Origin of the sequence: Halomonas sp. DP5Y7-2, assembly GCF_019802025.1 — a bacterium.
GTDB classification, from domain to species: domain Bacteria; phylum Pseudomonadota; class Gammaproteobacteria; order Pseudomonadales; family Halomonadaceae; genus Halomonas; species Halomonas litopenaei_A.
Genome location: NZ_JAHVHY010000007.1, coordinates 102,779 through 125,834, shown reverse-complemented (window position 1 = coordinate 125,834; position 23,056 = coordinate 102,779). Strand labels below are relative to the sequence as shown.

12 protein-coding genes and 4 tRNA genes are annotated in these 23,056 nt (G+C 61.2%); 4 read left to right on the top strand and 12 right to left on the bottom strand.

The window, feature by feature from the left end:
- Nucleotides 1-24 precede the first annotated feature (24 nt).
- A complete protein-coding gene (locus KUW18_RS14400) occupies nucleotides 25-525 on the top strand; it encodes a peptidylprolyl isomerase (protein WP_206939037.1) in 501 nt (166 codons plus the stop codon).
- Between the two features lie 57 nt (nucleotides 526-582).
- Complete coding sequence (locus tag KUW18_RS14395; protein WP_206939039.1) at nucleotides 583-1,362, top strand: UDP-2,3-diacylglucosamine diphosphatase; 780 nt, start codon at nucleotides 583-585, stop codon at nucleotides 1,360-1,362.
- A 111-nt stretch (nucleotides 1,363-1,473) separates the two neighbouring features.
- On the opposite strand, the gene KUW18_RS14390 is transcribed toward KUW18_RS14395, so the two are convergent.
- The 11 genes from KUW18_RS14390 to KUW18_RS14340 all read right to left on the bottom strand — a co-directional run bounded on the left by KUW18_RS14390 (nucleotide 1,474) and on the right by KUW18_RS14340 (nucleotide 12,153).
- Nucleotides 1,474-2,490, bottom strand: coding sequence for a CobW family GTP-binding protein (locus KUW18_RS14390; RefSeq protein ID WP_222561734.1), 1,017 nt, complete (start codon nucleotides 2,488-2,490; stop codon nucleotides 1,474-1,476).
- 284 nt (nucleotides 2,491-2,774) lie between these two features.
- Nucleotides 2,775-4,595 (bottom strand): SurA N-terminal domain-containing protein, encoded by a 1,821-nt coding sequence (locus KUW18_RS14385; RefSeq protein ID WP_222561733.1) that lies wholly within the window; start codon nucleotides 4,593-4,595, stop codon nucleotides 2,775-2,777.
- A gap of 184 nt (nucleotides 4,596-4,779) precedes the next feature.
- The gene (locus KUW18_RS14380; RefSeq protein ID WP_206939045.1) at nucleotides 4,780-5,052 is read right to left on the bottom strand and encodes an HU family DNA-binding protein; all 273 of its coding nucleotides are present in this window, start codon (nucleotides 5,050-5,052) and stop codon (nucleotides 4,780-4,782) included.
- A gap of 176 nt (nucleotides 5,053-5,228) precedes the next feature.
- Nucleotides 5,229-7,637, bottom strand: coding sequence for an endopeptidase La (gene lon, locus KUW18_RS14375; protein ID WP_222238555.1), 2,409 nt, complete (start codon nucleotides 7,635-7,637; stop codon nucleotides 5,229-5,231).
- Nucleotides 7,638-7,911: 274 nt separating this feature from the next.
- Nucleotides 7,912-9,201, bottom strand: a complete 1,290-nt coding sequence (clpX, locus tag KUW18_RS14370; protein WP_206939049.1) for an ATP-dependent Clp protease ATP-binding subunit ClpX — start codon at nucleotides 9,199-9,201, stop codon at nucleotides 7,912-7,914.
- Between the two features lie 76 nt (nucleotides 9,202-9,277).
- Entirely contained in the window at nucleotides 9,278-9,916 is a 639-nt protein-coding gene (clpP, locus tag KUW18_RS14365) for an ATP-dependent Clp endopeptidase proteolytic subunit ClpP (protein WP_374107016.1), read from the bottom strand.
- 54 nt (nucleotides 9,917-9,970) lie between these two features.
- Nucleotides 9,971-11,311: a trigger factor gene (tig, locus tag KUW18_RS14360; RefSeq protein WP_222561732.1), complete on the bottom strand. Its 1,341-nt coding sequence runs from the start codon at nucleotides 11,309-11,311 to the stop codon at nucleotides 9,971-9,973.
- A 321-nt stretch (nucleotides 11,312-11,632) separates the two neighbouring features.
- Nucleotides 11,633-11,707 (bottom strand) — tRNA-His (locus tag KUW18_RS14355).
- A 96-nt stretch (nucleotides 11,708-11,803) separates the two neighbouring features.
- Nucleotides 11,804-11,878, bottom strand: a tRNA-His gene (locus KUW18_RS14350).
- 53 nt (nucleotides 11,879-11,931) lie between these two features.
- Nucleotides 11,932-12,008, bottom strand: a tRNA-Arg gene (locus tag KUW18_RS14345).
- A 68-nt stretch (nucleotides 12,009-12,076) separates the two neighbouring features.
- Nucleotides 12,077-12,153 (bottom strand) — tRNA-Pro (locus KUW18_RS14340).
- Nucleotides 12,154-12,355: 202 nt separating this feature from the next.
- Between KUW18_RS14340 and folD the strand changes: the two genes are divergently transcribed.
- Both folD and mtnN read left to right on the top strand, forming a co-directional pair.
- Nucleotides 12,356-13,228, top strand: coding sequence for a bifunctional methylenetetrahydrofolate dehydrogenase/methenyltetrahydrofolate cyclohydrolase FolD (folD, locus tag KUW18_RS14335; protein WP_206939061.1), 873 nt, complete (start codon nucleotides 12,356-12,358; stop codon nucleotides 13,226-13,228).
- A gap of 179 nt (nucleotides 13,229-13,407) precedes the next feature.
- Complete coding sequence (gene mtnN / locus KUW18_RS14330; RefSeq protein WP_222561731.1) at nucleotides 13,408-14,115, top strand: 5'-methylthioadenosine/S-adenosylhomocysteine nucleosidase; 708 nt, start codon at nucleotides 13,408-13,410, stop codon at nucleotides 14,113-14,115.
- 224 nt (nucleotides 14,116-14,339) lie between these two features.
- On the opposite strand, the gene KUW18_RS14325 is transcribed toward mtnN, so the two are convergent.
- Entirely contained in the window at nucleotides 14,340-22,991 is an 8,652-nt protein-coding gene (locus KUW18_RS14325; protein WP_261396702.1) for a DUF5801 repeats-in-toxin domain-containing protein, read from the bottom strand.
- Nucleotides 22,992-23,056 lie beyond the last annotated feature (65 nt).

Sequence of the window (23,056 nt, the reverse complement as noted above, 5' to 3'; positions counted from 1 at the left end):
CAACATACCCAACAGGACCACTCAATGATCATCTTGCAGACCAATTTCGGCGACATCACGATCGAGCTCAACCACGACGAAGCGCCGAAAACCGCTGCCAACTTCGAGCAGTACGTTCGCGAAGGCTTTTACGATGGCACCCTGTTCCATCGCGTGATCGACGGCTTCATGGTCCAGGGCGGTGGCTTCGACAGCAACTTCGAGCAGAAGCAGACCCACGCTCCGATCGAAAATGAAGCCGACAACGGCTTGAAGAACGTGACTGGCACCCTCGCCATGGCGCGGACCCAGGACCCCCACTCTGCCACTGCGCAGTTCTTTATCAACGTTGCCGACAATGATTTCCTGAATCATACCGGCAAGAACATGCAAGGCTGGGGCTACTGCGTCTTCGGCCGCGTGGTCGAGGGCATGGAAGTCGTCAATCGCATCAAGGGTGTCTCCACCACTCGTCGCGGCATGCACGCTGACGTCCCGGCCGAGGATGTGATCATTCAGCGCGCCTATATCAAGGACGACGCCTAAACACCCACCTCAGCCCCTCCAGGCCCACTCTTGGCCTGGAGGGTCAAGGATTACGCCATGGGCAAGACGACACTTCTGATCTCGGATCTCCATCTGCACCCCGGTGCGCCTGACATTACCCGTGGATTTTTGGCGTGGCTCGAGGAAAATCGCGGCACCGACGTCGATCTCTATCTGCTTGGCGATATCTTCGACGCCTGGATCGGCGATGACCTGATGCTGCTGGGGGATGCTGACCCCAGTGGCCATGCCCGCCTCGCCTGCGAGGTCGCCGACCAGCTCAAGGCAGCCAGCGATCGGGGCACGCGCATCTACCTGATGCACGGCAATCGAGACTTCCTGCTCGGCAGCGACTTTGCCGAACGAGCCGGTGCCACCTTGCTGAGTGACCCTCAGCGGATCGAGCTTGGCGGTGAACCGACGCTGTTGATGCATGGTGACAGCCTCTGCACCCGGGACGAGGCTTACATGGCCTTCCGGGCCAAGGCAAGGGATCCCCAGTGGCAGGCTTCCATCCTTGCGATGCCGATTCCCGAGCGATTGGCGCTGGCCAGCCAACTCCGTCAGCAATCCGGTGAAGCCAATAGCACGAAGGCCGCCGACATCATGGACGTGACACCTGACGAAGTCCTGTCGGCGATGCAACAGCATGATGTAAAGCGCCTGATCCACGGCCACACACACAGGCCCGACGTGCACCCACTGACGCTCACCGCGGCGGATGGCAGCAAGACCCAGGGCCAACGCATGGTAATCGGCGACTGGTCGAGCAACGAAGGGTGGGAAGTACGCATCGACGGCGATGGCGCTCCTGCTCTCAATCGCTTCACCTTCTGAGCAAGGCACCGATCGTGCGCAGGCCCCGCCTGTCTGCACCGGCGAGATACCACTGGCGGCACCAACACGCCGCCAGCGGCTCCCATGGGCAAGAAACGCTGACGCCCTCCCTTACTTCGTCACACGACAGGCCTCAAGCGCCGAGCTCAAGGCGTCGATATCCATCGGCAGATCAACGGGCCAGATGAGCTCTAGCCGCGAGTCTTGCTGCCACTGTCCCCAGCGCTCTCGCTGCTCCCCTGCTGGCAACACCAACCAGCCAGCGAGGGTACGCATGACCCCCTTGCCACGACATGGCGATGGCAAGCCCTGCCACCAGTCATGCAGACCTTGCTCCTCAAAAGATTCATCAGGGTGCCAGCACCAACTGACCGAACGATAGCCTAGTCCTTGCCCCTCACGGCGAGTCCCAGGACCCGCCAAGGGCAAGACTGACTCGACATCCTCGCTTGGCAACCGCGCCACCAGTGCGTGTTCAGCGGGCCTCGCTCCCCCACGCGCACCCGCAAGCGGAGTGCGTGGCGCAAGATCCAGCAACCAACTCAACGGCAACCCGTGGTGGTCACTCTGGATGACGACGTCTGGCACCTGGGACTGGCATTCTCGCCAACGCTCAAAGACCGCACGATCGTCTGAACGGACAAGATCCGTCATTGACAGCACCCAGGCATCGGCCACGCCTAGCTGCTGCTTGAAGGTGTCATGTGCCACCACCCGAGCGTCAGCAACTCGACGGGGATCTAGGACCGCCACCACTGCCTGCAGCGTTAGCGCGTCCGCCAAGTCACCGGATCTCAATACCTCGAGCAACCCCGCGGGGTGACCCAGGCCGGACGGCTCGATCAACAGTCGATCTGGACGCTCACGCCGGAGTGCCTGAACCAGCACCGAGCGAAACACCGTGGCGACCTGGCAGCACAGACAGCCTCCAGGTACTGCCTGGACATGTACACCCGGCGTCTTACCAAGCAGCGCCTGATCGACCCCGACCTGACCAAACTCATTGACCAGAATGGTCCAGCGCTCATGCTCGGGCTTCTGCTCGATCCAATGCCGAATCAATTGACTCTTGCCACTGCCAAGAAAGCCCGTGACAACATGTGTCGGCACGCTTTTCAGTGGTTTCATGGTTAACACAAGGTCTCCTCAAACCCATGGGCAGCTAACGAAGATAACGGTATAAAGCATGGCCAGAGCCCTCTCACGACTGTCACCTTGTCACGGTCCATCGCGCTCGCGCACCACCGCAACGAGGTGACAACCCGCCGTGACCATCCACTGTCGCACGGTTTAAACACCGGGACGATGATGCTCTTCGATGGATCAACCCTCCATAGAAAAGGAGCACCCTAGGGTGCTCCTTGTTCTCCGTCGCGGCGGGGGCCGTATCACCCGTCTCCCACCACCTTGGCTCAATAGCGCTCTATATCGCCCACCTCCTCGAGGTGGCTGAGCAGCCCATCAAGAATCGCCTGGGCGCGAAGGCGCTCGGCCATGCTGGAGACAAACTGCTCCATCTGCGGGTTGCCCTGTGCTTCGCCGATGGCATCTAGCGCTATCAGGGTGACCTGATCACCATCCACTGCACGACCGTAAACGACACCACCTTCTTGGGGATGAGGCAGTTTGAAGGCCGTCGTCAGCACGGCGTCCGGCACGCTGGGCGCGTCCTGCCGGCTGATCGCATCAGCCTGCTGCCAATCAAGTTCCAGCGACTGCCCGCCCTGCAGTTGAGCAACACGCTCGGATGCCAAATCGATCAGCGCATCACGAGTCTTGGCGCCACGAACGGCCGCTTCGACGTCGCTGCTGACCTCTTCCAGCGGCAGCGTGGTGGCATCGCGATGATCCAGCGCCCGCAGAACCAGGCGACGCGAGCCGTCCAACTCGATGACTTCACTATTGAAGCCTTCGTCCAGCACTTCCTCGGAAAACGCCTGATCCATGACGCCGGGCTCCGCCAACACGCCCTCGGCGCTATCGCGGCTGACCCAGTCCGTGGTGACCAGATCCACCCCGATGGCGTCCGCTACGCTTTGCAGATCATCTGCGGCAAAACTCTCGTCGATCAGCTGCTGAGCCTTGTCGTTGAAGTCGTCCCTGACCTGCTCTTGAGCCAAGCGATCACGGAGTCGATCACGCTCTTGCTCGAAGTCAGGGCGGTCCAGCTCCGTCACCTTGATCAGGTGCAGACCATTGTCGGTTTCCACCACGTCAGATACCTGGCCCTGCTGAAGGGCAAAGGCCGCCTGCTCGAAGTCATCACCAAAAATGCCGCGGGTGATGACACCCAGGTCACCGCCGGCATCGCTGGTCGTGGTGTCATCGGAAAACTCTGCGGCCAGGGTCTCGAAATCCTCTCCCTGAGCCAGACGCGACTGCACGTCGGCGATTCTCGCTTCGGCTTCATCCCGCGTGCGCTCGTCACCAAACGTCACCATGATGTGAGAAACGCGACGGTCCGCGTTTTCGGCGCTGGCTTCCCATGCCGCGCGGAGCTCGTCTTCGGAGACCTCCACGTCCGCCGCCATGGCCTCCTGATCAAGCAGCACGTAGGCAAGCTGGACTTGCTCAGGGCGCAGGAAGTCCTGCTGATGCTCACTGTAATAGGCAGACATCTCAGCATCACTGACGCTGACCTGCTGGTCCAGTTCACTGGCATCCATGGTGTGATAGCGGAAGGTACGCGTCTGACGCTGCAACTGGGCAAGACGCTGCTGCTCAGCGGGCAAGGTGAAGTCGCTGGCGATCAACCCCTGCTGAATATGGCCACGCATCACGTCTCGGCTCAGCTGCTCGCGGAACGACAGCGGTGTATACCCAACACTGGCAAGGCGCTGACGGAATAGCTCCTGGTCGAATTGACCATCGGCATTGTGAAACTCGGGGCGACTGACGATCAGCTGATCCAGCTGATTGTCGGACACCGCAAGACCACCGGACTCCGCGTAGCTGATCATCAGGCGATCGCTGATCAACCCTTCAAGCACCTCACGACGCAGCGCTCTCTCCTGGTCAGCCGGCACCTGGTTGGCCCGCATGGCACGCTGAACGTTAACCTCGACCTGCTGACGATTGATTGGCTGGCCGTTGACCTTGGCCACTTCGTCACCGGACTGGCCAAACAAACCGATCAGCGACTCTACGCCGAACAGCGCCATGGTAACGACCACGGCCCCGATAATGATCTTTGCGATCCAACTTTGGGATCGGTCGCGAATACTCTGCAGCATGAAAGCCTCTGCGAAAGGTTGGGGGTTACGCTTGGCCTGGCAACAACGGTCAAGGTACCACACCCAAACTCATGAAAAAGGCGCACCGCGATAGCGATGCGCCCTTGGCGAGAGAAGTGTCAGCGGATGACACTACGCTCGTGTCAACGTTGCGAGGATTGGCCCAGGGCCAGTCACTCGTCAATCAGTTGACGGAATCCTTCAGAGCCTTGCCGGCCTTGAAGCTAGGCACCTTGGCAGCGCTGATTTCGATCGGCTGACCCGTCTGCGGGTTACGACCGGTGCGTGCGGCACGATCCTTGACGGAAAAGGTGCCGAAGCCAACCAGTGAAACGCTGTCGCCCTTCTTCAGGGTTTCGGTCACGGACTCGACCATGGCATCCAGCGCACGGGAAGCAGCAGCCTTCGGAATATCGGCAGACGCGGCAATGGCATCAATCAGCTCGGACTTGTTCACACTTCACCCCTTGACTATTACAGAAAAAGATACAAAACGGCGATTTTTTGGCCGACAGGCACGATCGCAGCATGGCGACAATTTATAGCAATGCGACGAAAGACCTGTCAAGCAACCTTCCTTGCCAATCCGCATGATTCCGGCATTTCCAGGCCGGAATCATGGAAAAAATGTCACTAGTGTGTACTGACCATTGAGTGAGTTGCAGTCGAATCCGTCGAAACCGAATCATCGGAATTATGATCCGTGTTTTTTGACAGCGCGACCTCCAACACCTCATCAATCCAGCGAACCGGATGAATCGTCAGGGCGTCCTTGATGTTATCAGGGACTTCCTTGAGATCTCTGCGGTTCTCTTCCGGTATTAGCACCGTCTTTATACCACCACGCCTGGCGGCCAGCAATTTCTCCTTCAACCCACCGATAGGCATGACTTCGCCACGGAGATTGACTTCGCCCGTCATGGCCACATCACAGCGCACAGGACGATTACAGAAGGCGGACACCATCGCGGTGACCATGGCGATGCCAGCACTGGGACCGTCCTTGGGAGTCGCTCCCTCAGGCACGTGGATATGCAGATCTTCTTTCTCGAAACGCTCCGGATCGATCCCCAGCGCTTCAGCACGGGCCCTGACGACGGTCTGGGCAGCACTGACGGACTCTTTCATCACATCGCCAAGGGAGCCCGTCTTGTTGATGCGCCCCTTGCCAGGCGTTACTACCGACTCGATGTTGAGCAGCTCGCCGCCTACCGATGTCCAGGCAAGGCCGGTCACCCGCCCCACTTGATCCTGCTTGTCGGCCAGACCGTAGCTGTAGCGTCGCACGCCAGCGTAAGTCTCGATATCCTCTGCCGCCAGCGTCTGGGAGCCCAGCGCCCCTTCCTTGCCTTCTTTCTCGAGACGCTCACGCAGCACCTTGCGGCTGACCTTGGCAATCTGCCGCTCCAGCTCACGAACACCTGCCTCGCGGGTGTAGTAGCGGATCAGCTCAAGGAGCGACGCTTCACTGTACACCAGCTCGTCTTCCTTGAAGCCATTGGCAGCAAGCTGCTTGGGCACCAGGTAACGGGTGGCAATCGCCAGCTTCTCGTCCTCGGTGTAGCCCGGCAGGCGAATCACCTCCATCCGGTCGAGCAGCGGCCCGGGGATGTTCATCGAATTCGCGGTACAGATGAACAGGGTCTCAGAGAGGTCGTAGTCGAGCTCGAGGTAGTGATCGCTGAAGGCGTTGTTCTGCTCGGGATCAAGCACTTCGAGCAGTGCCGACGCCGGATCACCGCGGTGATCCATACCGACCTTGTCGACCTCGTCAAGCAGGAACAGCGGGTTCTTCACCCCTGCCTTGGCCATACGCTGAATGGGCTTGCCAGGCAGCGAGCCAATATAGGTACGGCGGTGGCCACGAATCTCGGACTCGTCACGCACGCCGCCCAGTGCCAAGCGCACGTATTTACGATTGGTGGCTCGAGCGATCGACTTGCCAAGGGAGGTCTTGCCCACACCCGGCGGCCCAACCAGACACAGCACCGGTCCCTTCAGCTTCTTCACACGCTTGTGCACCGCGAGGTACTCAAGAATGCGCTCCTTCACTTCATCAAGACCATAGTGGTCTTCATCCAGAACCTTCTGCGCGTTCAGCAGATCGTGCTTGACCCGCGTACGCTTCTTCCAGGGCACTGAGACCAGCCAGTCGAGATAAGAGCGCACCACCGTCGCCTCGGCGGAGGACGGCGACATCATGCGCAGCTTGCCCAGCTCCTGGTTGGCCTTGTCGGCAGCCTCTTTCGGCATACCGGAATCCTTGATGGCCTGCTCGTACTTGTCCGCCTCATTCGGCGCGTTCTCGAGCTCGCCCATCTCCTTCTGAATGGCCTTCATCTGCTCATTCAGATAGTACTCGCGCTGGGACTTCTCCATCTGGTCCTTGACGCGCGAGCGAATACGCTTCTCGACCTGCAGCAGGTCGATTTCCGCCTCGATCAGTGCCATCAGGTGCTCGATACGATCGCGCACGCGATCCATTTCGAGCAGCTCCTGCTTGTCACCGATCTTCAACGACAGGTGGGCACAGATGGTGTCCACAAGCCGGCTGGGATCTTCGATGCCAGACAGTGAATTCAGCACCTCGTTGGGTACCTTCTTCGACATCTTGACGTACTGCTCGAACTGATTGAGCAGCACGCGTACCAGCGATTCCTGCTCGCGCTCGCTCAGTGGCTCGCTGGAGCGCAACACGACCTCAGCCCGAGAGTGGCCGTCCTCGGCAAGGGAGATGTCGCGAATGTCTGCGCGAGACTCACCCTCGATCAGGACCTTCACAGTACCGTCGGGCAGCTTCAACAACTGCATGATCTCGGCAACGGTACCAATGGCGAACAGGTCTTCGTTGTCCGGATCGTCCTTGCTGGCCTCGCGCTGAGCAACCAGCAGGACCCGCTTGTCATCCGCCATGGCAGCTTCCAGTGCCTGGATCGACTTTTCTCTGCCGACAAACAACGGGATGACCATCTGCGGGTATACCACTACGTCACGCAGTGGCAAAAGGGGCAGACTCATAGTCTGTTCGGCGTTCTGCTGCATCGCAGACGTTCCTCAAACTTAGCGGGTGAAACCTGAGGGATGGGGGCACCCCCGAGGTATTGCAAGGGGAAACACCTGCCGGAATGCTGTGATACCTGCCACCGGCAGTCGTAGCCCGTCGACCAGAAAGCGAAAGACTAGGCTCGCAGGACACATCTCCTGGAACAATCACCTAAGACAATGCCCTTGAGACCATGCCCGGATATCAGGCCCGGCAGACAAAGGGGCCGCATCAGCGGCCCCTTTGTCGGCGTCGCGAGTCGACAGCGGCAGGTTAGCCGTCGGTACCATCCACCCGCGCGGCTTCCTCGGTATCTTCGCTCTGACTGTAGATCAGCAGCGGATCGCTCTCGCCACTGATGACAGACGCGTCGATGACCACCTTGCTGACGCCCTCAAGGGAGGGAATCTCATACATCGTGTCAAGCAATACGGACTCGAGGATAGAGCGCAGTCCACGTGCTCCGGTCTTGCGAGCCATCGCCTTGTGCGCCACTGCGCGCAGGGCGTCCTCTCTGAAGTCCAGCTCGACGCCTTCCATATCGAACAGGCGAGCATACTGCTTGACCAGAGAGTTCTTGGGCTCCGTGAGGATCTGTATCAGCGCATCCTCGGTCAGCTCGGTCAGGGTGGCAATCACCGGCAAACGTCCGACGAACTCGGGAATCAGACCAAACTTGACCAGATCCTCGGGCTCAACCTCAAGCAGCAGGTCACCCACTCCCTTGGACTCGTCCTTGCTCTTGACCTCAGCGTTGAAGCCGATGCCACCGGTCTCGGCGCGATCACGTATCACCTTGTCCAGACCGGCGAACGCACCGCCAACGATGAACAGGATGTTACCGGTATCCACCTGGAGAAATTCCTGCTGCGGATGCTTCCGACCACCCTGGGGTGGCACCGAGGCCGTAGTGCCCTCGATCAGCTTCAACAAGGCCTGCTGGACACCTTCACCGGAGACATCGCGAGTGATGGACGGGTTATCGGACTTTCGAGAAATCTTGTCGATCTCATCAATGTAGACGATACCGCGCTCAGCCTTGTCGACATCATAATCACACTTCTGCAGAAGCTTCTGAATGATGTTCTCGACGTCTTCACCGACGTAGCCAGCCTCGGTCAAGGTGGTGGCGTCGGCGATGGTGAACGGCACGTTGAGCAGGCGCGCCAACGTCTCGGCCAATAGCGTCTTGCCGCTGCCGGTAGGACCAATCAGCAGAATGTTCGACTTACCGAGCTCCACGTCGTCCTTGCCGCTATGACGAAGACGCTTGTAGTGGTTATAGACGGCCACGGACAGCACCGTCTTGGCGCGGTCCTGACCGATCACGTAGTCATCGAGAGTATGTCGAATTTCGCGTGGAACGGGCAGACGCTCCTCGTCGCTCTCGGCATCGGCATCGAGAACTTCCTCGCGAATGATGTCGTTACACAGATCGACACACTCATCGCAGATATATACAGACGGACCGGCAATCAGCTTGCGCACTTCATTCTGGTTCTTGCCACAGAATGAGCAATACAGAAGCTTACCGTTGTCGTCCTTGCCTTTGCCGTCGGCCATTCGCGTACCTCTCTGGCAGCGGCAGCCCCGCAGGGCCACCGGTAATCACGTAGTCATCGCGCAAGCTATCACGCTATCAGGATGCAGGACGCTTATCCAGCACTGCGTCGATCAGGCCGTACTCGGCAGCCTGTGCTCCGTTCATGAAGTTGTCGCGATCGGTATCCTTGGCGATGGTCTCGATATCCTGGCCCGTATGGTGTGCCAGGATCTGATTCAGTCGCTCGCGGATCCCCAAAATTTCACGGGTGTGGATCTCGATGTCCGACGCCTGCCCCTGATAGCCACCCAGCGGCTGATGAATCATCATGCGCGAGTTGGGCAAGCAGTAGCGCTTACCTGCGGCACCACCGGCCAGCAACAGGGCACCCATGCTGGCGGCCTGTCCGATGCACACAGTCGACACGTCGGGCTTGATGAACTGCATCGTGTCGTAGATCGACATCCCGGCGGTAACCGATCCACCCGGAGAATTGATGTAGAGGTGGATGTCCTTGTCGGGATTCTCGGACTCAAGGAACAGCAGCTGCGCCACCAGCAGGTTGGCCATGTAGTCTTCTACAGGCCCCACAAGGAAGATCACCCGTTCCTTGAGCAAGCGCGAGTAGATGTCGTAGGCGCGCTCGCCGCGAGCGCTTTGCTCGACCACCATGGGCACTAGGCCGCCAGCAGCATGTATATCGAACTCGGTGTTCATGGAGATGTGTCCTCGCATCCGTGTGTGGCAAAACGACAAAGCCGGCCCGATCGGGCCGGCTCGGCAAGACGCTTAGGCGTCCTCGCCCTCTTCTGCCTCTTCGCCCGGCTGCTGCTGTGCCGCAGCGAGAGCCTGCTGGTAGGACATTTCCACGTCCTTGACCGTCGCCTGATCGAGCAGCTTGTCGACCGCCTTCTCTTCCAGCAGTGCAGACTTGACCTGGGTCTTCATCTGCTCATTGCCCATGTAGTACTCAACGACCTGCTCCGGATCCTGGTACTGCTGAGCGAGCTCTTCAACCTTGGCCTTGATCTCATCATCAGAGGCTTCGAGCTCGTTGACCTTGATCACCTCAGCCAGCAACAGTCCGACCTGAACACGGCTGCGCGCCTGATCAGCAAACAGCTCATTCGGCAGCTGGCTGACATCAAAGTCTTCGCCAAGGCCGAACTGCTGGGCTGCCTGACGCTTCAGGCCGTCCACTTCCTGCTGCACCAGGGCATCGGGAACAGGAATGTCGTTGGCCTGCTTCAGCGCTTCGAGCACCTGCTGCTTCACGCGGTTCTCCACCGCCTGGCCAGCTTCACGCGTCATGTTCTTCTTGACCTCGGCGCGGAAGGCATCGACGTCGTCGCCTTCGACTCCGAACTTTTCGATGAAGGCAGCATCCACCTCAGGCAGCGCCTGGCCCTTGATGGCATTGACCTTGACCTTGAAGGTAGCTTCCTGGCCCGCCAGTTGCTCGGCCTGGTAGTCCTCGGGGAAGGTCACGTTGATGACCTTGTCCTCACCCGCCTTGGCACCCTGCAGCTGGTCTTCGAAGCCAGGAATGAAGCTGCCTGACCCCAACACGAGATCGTGGCCCTCTGCACTGCCGCCTTCGAAGGGCTCGTCACCCAGGAAGCCCTGGAAATCAATATTCACCTGATCGCCGTCTTCAGCAGCGCGTTCCACTTCATCCCAGGACGCGTTCTGCTTGCGCAGGGTTTCGATCATCTCGTCCACGTCAGCGTCAGTCACCTCAACGACCGGACGCTCTACCTCGGTACCTTCAATGGTGGACAGCTCGAACTCCGGATACACCTCGAGCACTGCGGTAAACTCGAGATCCTTGCCGGCTTCGTTGACCTTGGCCTCGATCTGCGGGAAGCCTGCCGGATTGAGCTTCTCATCCGTGATGGCGCGGACATAGCGCTCGCGCATCACTTCGCCCACCACTTCGTTACGAACATCGCTGCCGTAACGCTGGCGGATGACGGACATTGGCACTTTGCCTTTGCGGAAACCGTCGAGACGAACGTTCTTGGCAGCGTCTTTAAGACGGGCGGCGACGGCCTCGTCAATCTCGGCGGCCGGCACCTGGACGTTGATGCGGCGTTCGATCTGGGAGGTCGTATCGACGGAAACTTGCATGAAAAATCCTCTACCGACTGGGGGCGTACTGAAACTGTGAAAACGTCAAAAGGGAGATTCTAAGAATCCCGCAGGGCACTGGCAAGCGCCAACGCCCTTTAGATGGGGCTTTTCGGACAATTTACAAGGGCAATCGCGCAATCCCTCCTCGCGGCAGCCCCCTAAACCACAGAAGGCCGAGCTCGCAAGAGAGCTAGATGGTCGATGTTCAAGGAAGGAAAGAGCAAAGAAGGCAACAACAAAAAAAGCCGACCTACCCTTTGGCAGTCAGCTGATGCGATAACGACATATTCTAGAGACCACTCTGCGCGCTTCAGGGAGTGGGGTGGATGATGGGGATCGAACCCACGACCACCGGAGCCACAATCCGGGGCTCTACCACTGAGCTACATCCACCACAACCTGAACGCTTCACATCTACAACCAGACACCAGCGCAACCAGCAACCTTCCCGCTAGACGACAGATTCAAGGCTCACCGCAATGCATGGAGTGGGGTGGATGATGGGGATCGAACCCACGACCACCGGAGCCACAATCCGGGGCTCTACCACTGAGCTACATCCACCACATACAAGCACTACAGATCAAACCCAAGCCTAACCAGGCGCCACGCTTTGCTGGCACGCCCAGCAGGACTCGAACCTGCAACCTACGGCTTAGAAGGCCGTTGCTCTATCCGGTTGAGCTATGGGCGCATTCTACACAACCGAAATCTTAACCACAACCCGAAAGCCAAGAAAAACCTTTTCTAAACAATCGCTTGTGGTCGGGGTGGAGGGATTCGAACCCCCGACATCCTGCTCCCAAAGCAGGCGCGCTACCAGACTGCGCTACACCCCGACGACCTGTTGCAATGCTGCCGAAACCGTTTCAGCTGTCCCGGCGAGCGATGCGTATTCTACGGAACTTTCCTGACAAGTCAACACGCTAGTTGAACTTTCCTGTCCACCAACGGGCTTCTGCTTTGCCTGACCGCCCCGGCATGCGAAAATCCGTGCCCACTCCTTCCACCGCCCATTCATTCGTACTTTGAGGGAAGCCAATGTCCGCCCAGCTCATCGATGGCAAGTCCATTGCCGCCACCGTCCGCCAGCAGGTTGCTCGCCAAGTCGAGACACGCCGCCAAGCCGGCGGGCGGACGCCAGGCCTTGCAGTGGTTCTGGTCGGCGATGATCCCGCCTCCCATGTGTATGTGCGCAATAAACATCGTGCCTGCGAGCAGGCTGGCATCTCCTCCGTTCAGCACGCGTTGCCTGCATCCACCAGCCAACAGGAGCTGGAGTCCCTGGTGGACCAGCTCAACGCGGATCGCTCCATCGACGGCATCCTCGTTCAACTTCCGCTCCCCGAACACCTCGACGCCAGGCCCATTCTGGAGCGCATCTTGCCCAGCAAGGACGTGGACGGCTTTCATCCCTACAATCTGGGCAGACTGGCTCAACGTCTGCCGCTTCTGCGCCCCTGCACACCCAAAGGGGTGATGACCCTCCTCCATCATAGCGGCCTGTCGGTACGCGGTCTCAATGCCACCGTTGTTGGCGCGTCCAACATCGTCGGACGCCCCATGGCGCTGGAACTCATGCTGGCAGGCTGCACCACGACCGTCTGCCATCGTTTCACCCGTGACCTGGAGCAGCACGTTCGAAGCGCTGAGTTGCTGGTGGTCGCCGTTGGCAAGCCGGGACTGGTGAAAGGCGAATGGGTTCGCGACGACGCCATCGTCATCGATGTGGGTATCAATCGTCAGGATGACGGCAGTCTTGTCGGAGACGTTGACTTCGAGGAGGCGGCACGCAGAGCCGCTCACATCACCCCCGTGCCCGGCGGCGTTGGCCCTATGACCGTGGCAAGCTTGCTGGAAAATACGTTAATGGCAGCCGATATCCACGACGGCCAGACCGCTAACGACGGCTGAGCGCACCTTTTACGGGCCCAGGAAGAGACCGCAGACTCGCTCAAGGGCTTGGGGAGCAGGTGTCGTGCCCCCTCGCCCAGCGCTCGATAGCAAGGTCTGTGCTGCATGAGCTGAATACGCAGGCCCCGACTTCCTGGCAACGCATCCCCTTTTATTGGAACAAACGACTAAGGACTACCATGCAACGCATCGGAATCATCGGGGCCATGGCTCAAGAGGTCGCGCAGCTTGCCTCCCAACTGGAGGACAGGGAGACCAGGTCGCATGCGGGCTCTACCTTTCACACGGGCCGCCTGCACGGTATGAACGTTGTCCTGCTGCAATCGGGAATTGGCAAGGTCAATGCTGCGGTGGGTACTACCCAACTGCTGGAACAGTATGCGCCCGAGGCGGTCATCAACACCGGATCCGCCGGCGGCTTTGGAGAGGGCCTGTCGATTGGCGATATCGTGATTTCACGTGAAGTCAGGCACCACGACGTCGATGCGATGGTGTTTGGCTATGAAGCGGGCCAGGTACCAGGCATGCCGGCGGCCTACCTTCCCGACGCACGGTTGGTCGCTGTTGCCAGAGAGTCCATTGAAGCCATGGGTGAAGTCAACGTCACTGAAGGGCTGATCGCCACCGGGGATGTGTTCATGGCATGCCCCGATCTGGTCGCCCGGACCCGCGCTCGCTTCCCTGCCATGCTGGCAGCCGAGATGGAAGCCGCTGCCATCGCCCAAACCTGCCACCTCTACCAGTGCCCCTTCGTCGTGATTCGCGCGCTGTCGGACATTGCCGGACAAGGAGACAATCACCTGTCGTTCGAGGAGTTCCTGATCCAGGCAGCCGATCACTCAAGCCGGATGGTGTCGCATATGATTCAACGTCTATCTGTAGTGTAACAGCAGCACTCGGTATCGGTGGCGGCCATTTCGTCACGACCCTCCTGTAGGCGCAGGCCACTATCCGTCTAATGCTTGGTTCATCGAGTTATCAGGGTGAGGGAAGCCGCCTCCCTCCCCTACTCTACATCGATGGTTTCCAGTCTCATTCCACGCTTGTCCCTCCACAAAAAAAAGCGCCCGGCCTCCGAGGCCGAGCGCTTTCTTTGTAAGGCCTTTAGCCTTTATTCAATGCCTGTCTGCGAAGACTCCAATAGTCTGGCAAGGAAGGCATCACTATCCCCTTCCATCGCGATACCTGGCAGAGTTACCTGTAGATCCGCATTGCTGCCATCTTGGCTAAGACCTCCATCGAGTTTGACATGCAAGACAGTATCACCGCCGTTCGGCACGGCGAGAACCTGTTCACCGCCCTCGAGGTGGTCTAGATCATCCAGAAGCTCGCCGATATCGAGAGCCACACCCTCCTCATCGATCGCCACCAACGCGCTATAGCTGGGTTCATCCTCTAGCTCAGCCGCAAGCTCCACAGGTAGTAGTGGCTCTTCATCTTCTAACAGCAAGGCCTGCGGCCTCACTGCACTTCTACCGAGGTCAATGACACCGATAGAGGGGCCGTCATCAAGGACCGTGACATCAAGCACACCATTCGCCTGCGACCCATCTTTATCAGTGATGGTGTAACCCACCGTCAATGTCAGGTCGTTGCCACCGTCAGTGGGATGATCGATCGGATCTGACAACATCACGCTGACATCGCCCTGGGAGGCATCTGTCAGGGTAATGGTCAACACCCGAGTACCATCGGCCTCGCCGAACACCGACATGCCATCGTCGCTGACAGTGAAAACGACCGGCTTGTCACGACTGGTAATGCTGTCCAGGGTACTGAGATCCCATTTGAACGCCTCGTTCTCAGCTGCGCCATCAGGGCCATAATCAAAAGCAAGATTGGTCGTCGCGCTATCGCTTCCTCCTGAAAGCTTCATCTCGTCCACCGTCACCGCAGCTGACCCCGTATCCGGATCTCCGTCAGAGTCTGGCGTGACCGGTACCGAACCATCAATGATATCCACTATCAGAGTGTTGGCCGCGACATCACCGTCGGCATCCGGACGCTCCAGAGTAAATTCGAGAGTTGGCTTCGTGGTTTGGTCAAGTCCCGGCAACGCAGTGAATGTCCAAGTTCCGTCGGCATCCACCACTAAGGTTCCTGTTTCTGTCACCACCTCTTCGCCCAGTGCAAAGACACGGAATCCGTTTTCCGTCGGCACCCTACCTACAATTTCCTTGGCACTTCCATCGGCTCCAGGGTCGTATGACCATTTACCGGTAATGACGGTACCTTCCACTACACTCTTGGCCCCTCCATCAACCGACATAGTGATAGTCGGACTGTCATCGTCGACGGCCAGCGTAAGCGAACCCTCCGCAGTCGAGCCATCGCTGTCGGTCACGGTGTAACCCAGCGACAGGGTGATATCGTCTTCCTTGCTGTCGTCGCTGTGATCCAGCCCTTGGTGCAAGGTCGCCTCGTAGGCGCCGGTGGCCACGTCGGTCACCACCGCGGTCAGCACCGTGTCGCCAGAGGCGTCGGTACCGCTCAGGGTCAGACCGTCGTCCGACACCGACCAGGTAACCGCTTCACCACCGCTGGTCACGCTGGGCAGACCACTGGTGTTCCAGCTAAAGGCGCCGCTGCTGGCCGCCCCGTCATCCCCGAAGTCATAGCCCAGGCTGCCGGTGGCCGTGACCGCTTCACCGGCCACGTCCTCGATACCGCCGGCAATACCGCCCGGCAGACCGTCTTCGTCCAGGGTCGATACCGGTGACAGCGTGGCAGGATCGCCATCGGAGTCCGGGGTCGTCGGCACGGTGTCCACGCCAGGCGGCGTGTAGCTGCCGGTGACCAGGTCACCATCGCCGTCGGTCATGCTGATCACGAAGCCCGGCAGTTCGCCGCCCTCGTCACCGCTGTCCGGGGTGTAGGTCCAGGTGTTATCCGGGTTGACCACCAACACGCCACCATCGGTCGTGATGTCATCACCAGGCGCATACTCGGTGGTGTCGCCGGGCACGGTAATCACCACCTCACCTTGACCATCGCCACCGCCGGAGGTCGTCCAGCCACCGCTCAGACCACCGTCCGGATCGGCTTCGTCAGGACCGGTGATGCTCACCACCGGCATATCGTCATCGATCACCAAGGCCAGGCTGCCGTCGGCAGTGGAACCGTCGCTATCGGTGACGGTGTAACCCAGCGACAGGTTGATATCGTCTTCCTTGCTGTCGTCGCTGTGATCCAGCCCTTGGTGCAAGGTCGCCTCGTAGGCGCCGGTGGCCACGTCGGTCACCACCGCGGTCAGCACCGTGTCGCCAGAGGCGTCGGTACCGCTCAGGGTCAGACCGTCGTCCGACACCGACCAGGTAACCGCTTCACCACCGCTGGTCACGCTGGGCAGACCACTGGTGTTCCAGCTAAAGGCGCCGCTGCTGGCCGCCCCATCATCACCAAAGTCATAGCCCAGGCTGCCGGTGGCCGTGACCGCTTCGCCGGCCACGTCCTCGATACCGCCGGCAATACCGCCCGGCAGACCGTCTTCGTCCAGGGTCGATACCGGTGCCAGCGTGGCAGGATCGCCATCGGCGTCCGGGGTCGTCGGCACGGTGTCCACGCCAGGCGGCGTGTAGCTGCCGGTGACCACGTCACCATCGCCATCGGTCACGCTGATCACGAAGCCCGGCAGTTCGCCGCCCTCGTCACCGCTGTCCGGGGTGTAGGTCCAGGTGTTATCCGGGTTGACGGTCAAGGTACCGGTGCCCGTGTCGATGGGCGTACCGGGTGCATACTCGGTGGTGTCGCCGGGCACGGTGATCACCACCTCACCCTGACCATCGCCACCGCCGGAGGTCGTCCAGCCACCGCTCAGACCGCCGTCCGGATCCGCTTCGTCAGGACCGGTGATGCTGACCACCGGCATATCGTCGTCGATCACCAAGGCCAGGCTGCCGTCGGCAGTGGAACCGTCGCTATCGGTGACGGTGTAACCCAGCGACAGAGTGATATCGTCTTCCTTGCTGTCGTCGCTATGATCCAGCCCTTGGTGCAAGGTCGCCTCGTAGGCGCCGGTGGCCACGTCGGTCAGCACCGCGGTCAGCACCGTGTCACCAGAGGCGTCGGTACCGCTCAGGGTCAGACCGTCGTCGGACACCGACCAGGTGACCGCTTCACCACCGCTGGTCACGCTGGGCAGACCACTGGTGTTCCAGCTAAAGGCGCCGCTGCTGGCCGCCCCGTCATCACCGAAGTCATAGCCCAGGCTGCCGGTGGCCGTCACCGCTTCACCGGCCACGTCCTCAATACCGCCGGCAATACCGCCCGGCAGACCGTCTTCGTCCAGGGTCGATACCGGTGCCAGCGTGGCAGGATCGCCATCGGCGTCCGGGGTCGTCGGCACGGTGTCAACGCCAGGCGGCGTGTAGCTGCCGGTGACCACGTCACCATCGCCATCGGTCACGCTGATCACGAAGCCCGGCAGTTCGCCGCCCTCGTCACCGCTGTCCGGGGTGTAGGTCCAGGTATTATCCGGGTTGACGGTCAAGGTACCGGAGCCCGTGTCGATGGGCGTACCGGGTGCATACTCGGTGGTGTCGCCGGGCACGGTAATCACCACCTCACCCTGACCATCGCCACCGCCAGAGGTCGTCCAGCCACCGCTCAGACCGCCGTCCGGATCGGCTTCGTCAGGACCGGTGATGCTCACCACCGGCATATCGTCATCGATCACCAAGGCCAGGCTGCCGTCGGCAGTGGAACCGTCGCTATCGGTCACGGTGTAACCCAGCGACAGAGTGATATCGTCTTCCTTGCTGTCGTCGCTGTGATCCAGCCCTTGATGCAAGGTCGCCTCGTAGGCGCCGGTGGCCACGTCGGTCACCACCGCGGTCAGCACCGTGTCGCCAGAGGCGTCGGTACCGCTCAGGGTCAGGCCGTCGTCGGACACCGACCAGGTGACCGCTTCACCACCGCTGATCACGCTGGGCAGACCACTGGTGTTCCAGCTAAAGGCGCCGCTGCTGGCCGCCCCGTCATCACCGAAGTCATAGCCCAGGCTGCCGGTGGCCGTGACCGCTTCGCCGGCCACGTCCTCGATACCGCCGGCAACACCGCCCGGCAGACCGTCTTCGTCCAGGGTTGATACCGGTGCCAGCGTGGCAGGATCGCCATCGGAGTCCGGGGTCGTCGGCACGGTGTCGGGTGCCGGCGGCGTGTAGCTGCCGGTGACCACGTCACCATCGCCGTCGGTCACGCTGATCACGAAGCCCGGCAGTTCGCCGCCCTCGTCACCGCTGTCCGGGGTGTAGGTCCAGGTATTATCCGGGTTGACGGTCAAGGTACCGGTGCCCGTGTCGATCGGCGTGCCGGGTGCATACTCGGTGGTGTCGCCGGGCACGGTGATCACCACTTCACCTTGACCATCGCCACCGCCGGAGGTGGTCCAGCCACCGCTCAGACCACCGTCAGGATCGGCTTCGTCAGGACCGGTGATGCTCACCACCGGCATATCGTCATCGACGGTCAGCGTGAGCGAACCCTCCGCCGTCGAGCCATCACTGTCGGTGACGGTGTAACCCAGCGACAGGGTGATATCGTCTTCCTTGCTGTCGTCGCTGTGATCCAGCCCTTGGTGCAAGGTCGCCTCGTAGGCACCGGTGGCCACGTCGGTCACCACCGCGGTCAGCACCGTGTCGCCAGAGGCGTCGGTACCGCTCAGGGTCAGACCGTCGTCGGACACCGACCAGGTAACCGCTTCACCACCGCTGGTCACGCTGGGCAGACCGCTGGTGGTCCAGCTAAAGGCGCCGCTGCTGGCCGCCCCGTCATCACCAAAGTCATAGCCCAGGCTGCCGCTGGCCGTGACCGCTTCACCGGCCACGTCCTCGATACCGCCGGCAATACCGCCCGGCAGACCGTCTTCGTCCAGGGTCGATACCGGTGCCAGCGTGGCAGGATCGCCATCGGAGTCCGGGGTCGTCGGCACGGTGTCCACGCCAGGCGGCGTGTAGCTGCCGGTGACCACGTCACCATCGCCGTCGGTCACGCTGATCACGAAGCCAGGCAGTTCGCCGCCCCCGTCACCGCTGTCCGGGGTGTAGGTCCAGGTGTTATCCGGGTTGACGGTCAAGGTACCGGTACCCGTGTCGATGGGCGTACCGGGCGCATACTCGGTGGTGTCGCCGGGCACGGTGATCACCACCTCACCCTGACCATCGCCACCGCCGGAGGTCGTCCAGCCACCGCTCAGACCGCCGTCCGGATCGGCTTCGTCAGGACCGGTGATGCTCACCACCGGCATATCGTCGTCGATCACCAACGCCAGGCTGCCGTCGGCAGTGGAACCGTCGCTATCGGTGACGGTGTAACCCAGCGACAGAGTGATATCGTCTTCCTTGCTGTCGTCGCTATGATCCAGCCCTTGGTGCAAGGTCGCCTCGTAGGCACCGGTGGCCACGTCGGTCACCACCGCGGTCAGCACCGTGTCGCCAGAGGCGTCGGTACCGCTCAGGGTCAGACCGTCGTCGGACACCGACCAGGTGACCGCTTCACCACCGCTGGTCACGCTGGGCAGACCACTGGTGTTCCAGCTAAAGGCGCCGCTGCTGGCCGCCCCGTCATCACCGAAGTCATAGCCCAGGCTGCCGGTGACCGTGACCGCTTCGCCGGCCACGTCCTCGATACCGCCGGCAATACCGCCCGGCAGACCGTCTTCGTCCAGGGTCGATACCGGTGCCAGCGTGGCAGGATCGCCATCGGAGTCCGGAGTCGTCGGCACAGTGTCCACGCCAGGCGGCGTGTAGCTGCCGGTGACCACGTCACCATCGCCGTCGGTCACGCTGATCACGAAGCCCGGCAGTTCGCCGCCCTCGTCACCGCTGTCCGGGGTGTAGGTCCAGGTGTTATCCGGGTTGACGGTCAAGGTACCGGTGCCCGTGTCGATAGGCGTGCCGGGCGCATACTCGGTGGTGTCGCCGGGCACGGTGATCACCACCTCACCCTGGCCATCGCCACCGCCGGAGGTCGTCCAGCCACCGCTCAGACCACCGTCCGGATCGGCTTCGTCAGGACCGGTGATGCTCACTACCGGCATATCGTCGTCGATCACCAAGGCCAGGCTGCCGTGGGCAGTGGAACCGTCGCTATCGGTGACGGTGTAACCCAGCGACAGAGTGATATCGTCTTCCTTGCTGTCGTCGCTATGATCCAGCCCTTGGTGCAAGGTCGCCTCGTAGGCGCCGGTGGCCACGTCGGTCACCACCGCGGTCAGCACCGTGTCGCCAGAGGCGTCGGTACCGCTCAGGGTCAGACCGTCGTCGGACACCGACCAGGTGACCGCTTCACCACCGCTGGTCACGCTGGGCAGACCACTGGTGTTCCAGCTAAAGGCGCCGCTGCTGGCCGCCCCGTCATCACCAAAGTCATAGCCCAGGCTGCCGGTGGCCGTGACCGCTTCGCCGGCCACGTCCTCGATACCGCCGGCAATACCGCCCGGCAGACCGTCTTCGTCCAGGGTCGATACCGGTGCCAGCGTGGCAGGATCGCCATCGGAGTCCGGGGTCGTCGGCACGGTGTCCACGCCAGGCGGCGTGTAGCTGCCGGTGACCACGTCACCATCGCCGTCGGTCACGCTGATCACGAAGCCCGGCAGTTCGCCGCCCTCGTCACCGCTGTCCGGGGTGTAGGTCCAGGTGTTATCCGGGTTGACCACCAACACGCCACCATCGGTCGTGATGTCATCACCAGGTGCATACTCGGTGGTGTCGCCGGGCACGGTAATCACCACCTCACCTTGACCATCGCCACCGCCGGAGGTCGTCCAGCCACCGCTCAGACCGCCGTCCGGATCGGCTTCGTCAGGACCGGTGATGCTCACCACCGGCATATCGTCATCGACGGTCAGCGTGAGCGAACCCTCCGCCGTCGAGCCATCACTATCGGTCACGGTGTAACCCAGCGACAGAGTGATATCGTCTTCCTTGCTGTCGTCGCTGTGATCCAGCCCTTGGTGCAAGGTCGCCTCGTAGGCACCGGTGGCCACGTCGGTCACCACCGCGGTCAGCACCGTGTCGCCAGAGGCGTCGGTACCGCTCAGGGTCAGACCGTCGTCGGACACCGACCAGGTGACCGCTTCACCACCGCTGGTCACGCTGGGCAGACCACTGGTGTTCCAGCTAAAGGCGCCGCTGCTGGCCGCCCCGTCATCACCAAAGTCATAGCCCAGGCTGCCGCTGGCCGTGACCGCTTCACCGGCCACGTCCTCGATACCGCCGGCAATACCGCCCGGCAGACCGTCTTCGTCCAGGGTCGATACCGGTGCCAGCGTGGCAGGATCGCCATCGGAGTCCGGGGTCGTCGGCACGGTGTCGGGTGCTGGCGGCGTGTAGCTGCCGGTGACCACGTCACCATCGCCATCGGTCACGCTGATCACGAAGCCCGGCAGTTCCCCGCCCTCGTCACCGCTGTCCGGGGTGTAGGTCCAGGTATTATCCGGGTTGACCACCAGCACGCCACCATCGGTCGTGATGTCATCACCAGGCGCATACTCGGTGGTGTCGCCGGGCACGGTAATCACCACCTCACCCTGACCATCGCCACCGCCGGAGGTCGTCCAGCCACCGCTCAGACCGCCGTCAGGATCGGCTTCGTCAGGACCGGTGATGCTGACCACCGGCATATCGTCGTCGACGGTCAGCGTGAGCGAACCCTCCGCCGTCGAGCCATCGCTGTCGGTCACGGTGTAACCCAGCGACAGAGTGATATCGTCTTCCTTGCTGTCGTCGCTATGATCCAGCCCTTGGTGCAAGGTCGCCTCGTAGGCACCGGTGGCCACGTCGGTCACCACCGCGGTCAGCACCGTGTCGCCAGAGGCGTCGGTACCGCTCAGGGTCAGACCGTCGTCGGACACCGACCAGGTGACCGCTTCACCACCGCTGGTCACGCTGGGCAGACCGCTGGTGTTCCAGCTAAAGGCGTCGCTGCTGGCCGCCCCGTCATCACCGAAGTCATAGCCCAGGCTGCCGGTGGCCGTGACCGCTTCGCCGGCCACGTCCTCGATACCGCCGGCAATACCGCCCGGCAGACCGTCTTCGTCCAGGGTCGATACCGGTGCCAGCGTGGCAGGATCGCCATCGGAGTCCGGAGTCGTCGGCACAGTGTCGGGTGACGGCGGCGTGTAGCTGCCGGTGACCACGTCACCATCGCCGTCGGTCACGCTGATCACGAAGCCCGGCAGTTCGCCGCCCTCGTCACCGCTGTCCGGGGTGTAGGTCCAGGTGTTATCCGGGTTGACCACCAGCACGCCACCATCGGTCGTGATGTCATCACCAGGCGCATACTCGGTGGTGTCGCCGGGCACGGTGATCACCACCTCACCCTGACCATCGCCACCGCCGGAAGACGTCCAGCTACCGCTCAGACCGCCGTCCGGATCGGCTTCGTCAGGACCGGTGATGCTCACTACCGGTATATCGTCATCGACGGTCAGCTTGAGGGAGCCACTGACACTGTCACCATCTCCATCAGTAATCGTAAACTTAAGAACAAGATCGATATCATCCTCTACCGCTGGGTCACTGTGATCCAGCCCCTGACGCAGAGTAGCTTCATAAGCTCCGGTAACAACATTGGTGACCTCAACCGTCAACACCGCATTGCCAGAGGCGTCGGTACCGCTCAGGGTAAGACCGTCGCCGGACACCGACCAGGTGACCGCTTCACCACCGCTGGTCACGCTGGGCAGACCAGCAGTGGTCCAGGTAAAGGCCTGACTGGCATTAGGCCCATCGGCACCGAAGCGATACCCAAGTGTGCCTGTCACAAAGACAGCAATGCCTGGCACATCCTCCGGACCGCCCGCAATACCTCCAGGCAACCCATCTTCAT